This is a genomic window from uncultured Thiodictyon sp. (assembly GCF_903946935.1).
GTDB lineage: Bacteria > Pseudomonadota > Gammaproteobacteria > Chromatiales > Chromatiaceae > Thiodictyon.
In genome coordinates this window covers 1-2,354 of the sequence record NZ_CAJAXH010000223.1, presented here as the reverse complement: position 1 = coordinate 2,354, position 2,354 = coordinate 1, and the positions used below count along the sequence as shown (strand labels likewise).

Annotated in this window: 5 protein-coding genes; 3 read left to right on the top strand and 2 right to left on the bottom strand. The window is 62.7% G+C overall.

The genetic code is table 11. The features are described from left to right. From QZX93_RS19845 to QZX93_RS19835, 3 genes are all read left to right on the top strand, one after another. Nucleotides 1-416 (top strand): TraV family lipoprotein (locus tag QZX93_RS19845; RefSeq protein WP_295394881.1); only part of this gene is annotated, 416 nt, incomplete at its 5' end. Beyond that, nucleotides 403-564: a TraC family protein gene (locus QZX93_RS19840; RefSeq protein WP_295389039.1), complete on the top strand. Its 162-nt coding sequence runs from the start codon at nucleotides 403-405 to the stop codon at nucleotides 562-564. The genes QZX93_RS19845 and QZX93_RS19840, both read left to right, overlap by 14 nt. A gap of 35 nt (nucleotides 565-599) precedes the next feature. Next, nucleotides 600-1,202 (top strand): DUF5934 domain-containing protein, encoded by a 603-nt coding sequence (locus QZX93_RS19835; RefSeq protein ID WP_295389038.1) that lies wholly within the window; start codon nucleotides 600-602, stop codon nucleotides 1,200-1,202. Between the two features lie 68 nt (nucleotides 1,203-1,270). Here QZX93_RS19835 and QZX93_RS27480 read toward each other — a convergent pair whose 3' ends face one another. Then, nucleotides 1,271-1,567, bottom strand: coding sequence for a type II toxin-antitoxin system RelE/ParE family toxin (locus QZX93_RS27480; protein WP_366760797.1), 297 nt, complete (start codon nucleotides 1,565-1,567; stop codon nucleotides 1,271-1,273). Beyond that, complete coding sequence (locus QZX93_RS19830) at nucleotides 1,564-1,791, bottom strand: addiction module protein (RefSeq protein WP_295389037.1); 228 nt, start codon at nucleotides 1,789-1,791, stop codon at nucleotides 1,564-1,566. Before QZX93_RS19830 ends, QZX93_RS27480 begins: the two co-directional genes overlap by 4 nt. Nucleotides 1,792-2,354 lie beyond the last annotated feature (563 nt).

The window sequence follows — 2,354 nt, the reverse complement described above, 5'->3', positions numbered from 1 at the left end:
CGAAGCGGGTGTCGTCCACCACGATGGCCGTCTGGCTCGCGGCCTGGGAGGACGACAAGGGCGATCTCCATGCGCCGACGACCGTCTATGTCGAGGTGGACCCAACCCGCTGGAGCTACGCCGACCAGTCCACGACCTCGCGTATGAAACCACAAGCACTCCAACTGGGGCTCTCGCCCCGGCAACACACCACGCTGATGGCCCTCGGCCTGCTGGCGTTGGTGGTCACCCTGATGCTGGTGTCCCACCCGACACTCGCGGGCACCGGGGGCGCCGAGTTCAACCCGCTCTACACCAAGCTGTCGGACTGGATGACCGGCTACCTGGGCCGCGTCGTGGCGGCGGTGTTCATCATTGATCCATCGCCAGTTTCGCGGTTCGCGTGCGGCCGAGCTCTTTCCGGTGCTGGCCTATGAACCCGGCCAGCAACTCTTCATCATGGACGACCTGTCACTGGGCTTCGGGTTCGTGTGCGAGCCGCTGTCGAGCGCCGACCGCGCCCAGGCCGATCGGCTGTCGGTGCTGATGAACCTGGACTGGCCGTCGGAGCGTCGACCCTGCTGAACTGGGACCCCCAGGCCGGCTGGCGCGACCGGATCGTGCCCGAGTGCGATCCGGACCGGCTCATCCGCGAGCAGTTCATCGATCTCACCCACGCGCTGGAGGTGGATGCCCAGGGCATCACGCTCGGCACGCACCGGGCGCAGACCTTCTCGGTCAAGCGCTTTCCCGACCGCATCGCCTTCGGCATGGCCGCGCGCTATATCGGCGACGTGGTGTCCGGTACCCGGGGCATCCGCCACAACGTCCTGATAACGCTTTCGGTGCGCTTTCCGGACCCCGAGGCCATGCGCACCAAGCTCGCGGCCAGCCGGCAATGGGCCACCCACCAGGCCATGGGGCAGTTGTCCCACTACCTGCCCACCCTGGGTCAGACGAAAGCGGGCTATGACGGGCTGTTCGCCTGCCTGGACAACGGCGACCGCCCCATCCAATGCTATCTCGGGATCGTCCTCTTCACGCCGGTGGACGAGGCGACCGCCGCCGGCTCCAACCTGCGCACCTATTACCGCATGGCCTCCCGGACCTTCGTCGTCCGCGCCGGACTGGGACTCTTGGTCCTGGTGGCCCTTGGACTCCAGACGATGGCCGTTGGCCGGGATGATGATCAAGGCCGATCCAACCATTACGGTCAGCGCTGACTTGTATACCCGACCGGCCCAAGACCATCCAGGCCGGGCAGACCGTCAACCTGGACGCGACGCTTCAGCTAGGCGCGGCCCTGCCAATGTGTTGGGTCACGGCTTCCGTGAAAGACTGCCAGAACGACAATGCGCCGCGTCTCCGCACGAAAGTAGACGCTGTATGGAAATCGCTCTGCGGTGATGCGGCGCGCGCCGTTATGAACGAGGGCATAGAGTTCGGGTTGTTCCGCGGCGAGCGCAACGCACTGCTCAATTTCTGCGATGAACTCAAGGCCGAGGTTCGCGCGCTGTGACTCATACCACCTTGCTGCCGCAATGAACTCTGCGCGAGCGGCACGGCGGAATACGACCGTAAGACTCATCGCCCGATGTGCGCGAGCGCCGCCGCCTTGACCTCGCTCCAAGGCACCACGTCGTCGGGATTCGCTTCGTGGTCTGTGAGCCGCCGGTCAAGTTCCGCGATTTGGGCATCCGTCGGCGGCGGGATCGCGTTGCGATTCGCAATTTCGTCCCAGAGGGCCTCTACCAAAGCCAATTGATCTTCCACGCTAAGTCGGCGAGCTTGGTCAAGAAGTTGTGTATTCATGGGTGAAGTGGAGACCTGTTTACGTCATAAGGGTTTGGAAATGTCGGCCTTGGTCGTTGTTCCTGCGGCGTCGACAATAACCGCGCCCATCAAGGCTCTCGTGACACCGCTCCAGAGACTGTGAAAGTATTCGCCGCCGTGCCAATCCGCACATCATCTGTAGGCTGGGTAGAGCGCAGCGAAACCCAGCAATCAACGCCTTACCGAGGCGCAAACGATGGGTTTCGCTGCGCTCTACCCAGCCTACGGGAATACTTGCCCAATCTCTCCAGCGGTGTCACGCCTGTGTTGGGCGCTGTGCGCCCCGAGGCCGCCAGCCGGAGTTACAATCAAGGCCGAAAAGCCACCTTCACGTCCAAATGGTGGCCACTTCCCTTATCCCAGCCTATTACCCCTGCGGGTATCCGCCTTCCAAGCCTGATTGCCTGCTAGTACCGCAGGATGAAAGTGCTCGGACCATGTCAAGCTAGGCTGCCAACGGCTTGCCTTGGTAGGTCCAGCGGAATGGTTTGGCCATTGTCTTGTTGAAATAGTCGATGAAGTTTTTGATTTTCTGGCAAAGG

Coding starts and splice junctions, on each gene's coding strand:
- QZX93_RS27480 (WP_366760797.1), bottom strand. CDS start 1,567: ATGAGTCTTACGGTCGTATTCCGCCGTGCCGCTCGCGCAGAGTTCATT.
- QZX93_RS19830 (WP_295389037.1), bottom strand. CDS start 1,791: ATGAATACACAACTTCTTGACCAAGCTCGCCGACTTAGCGTGGAAGAT.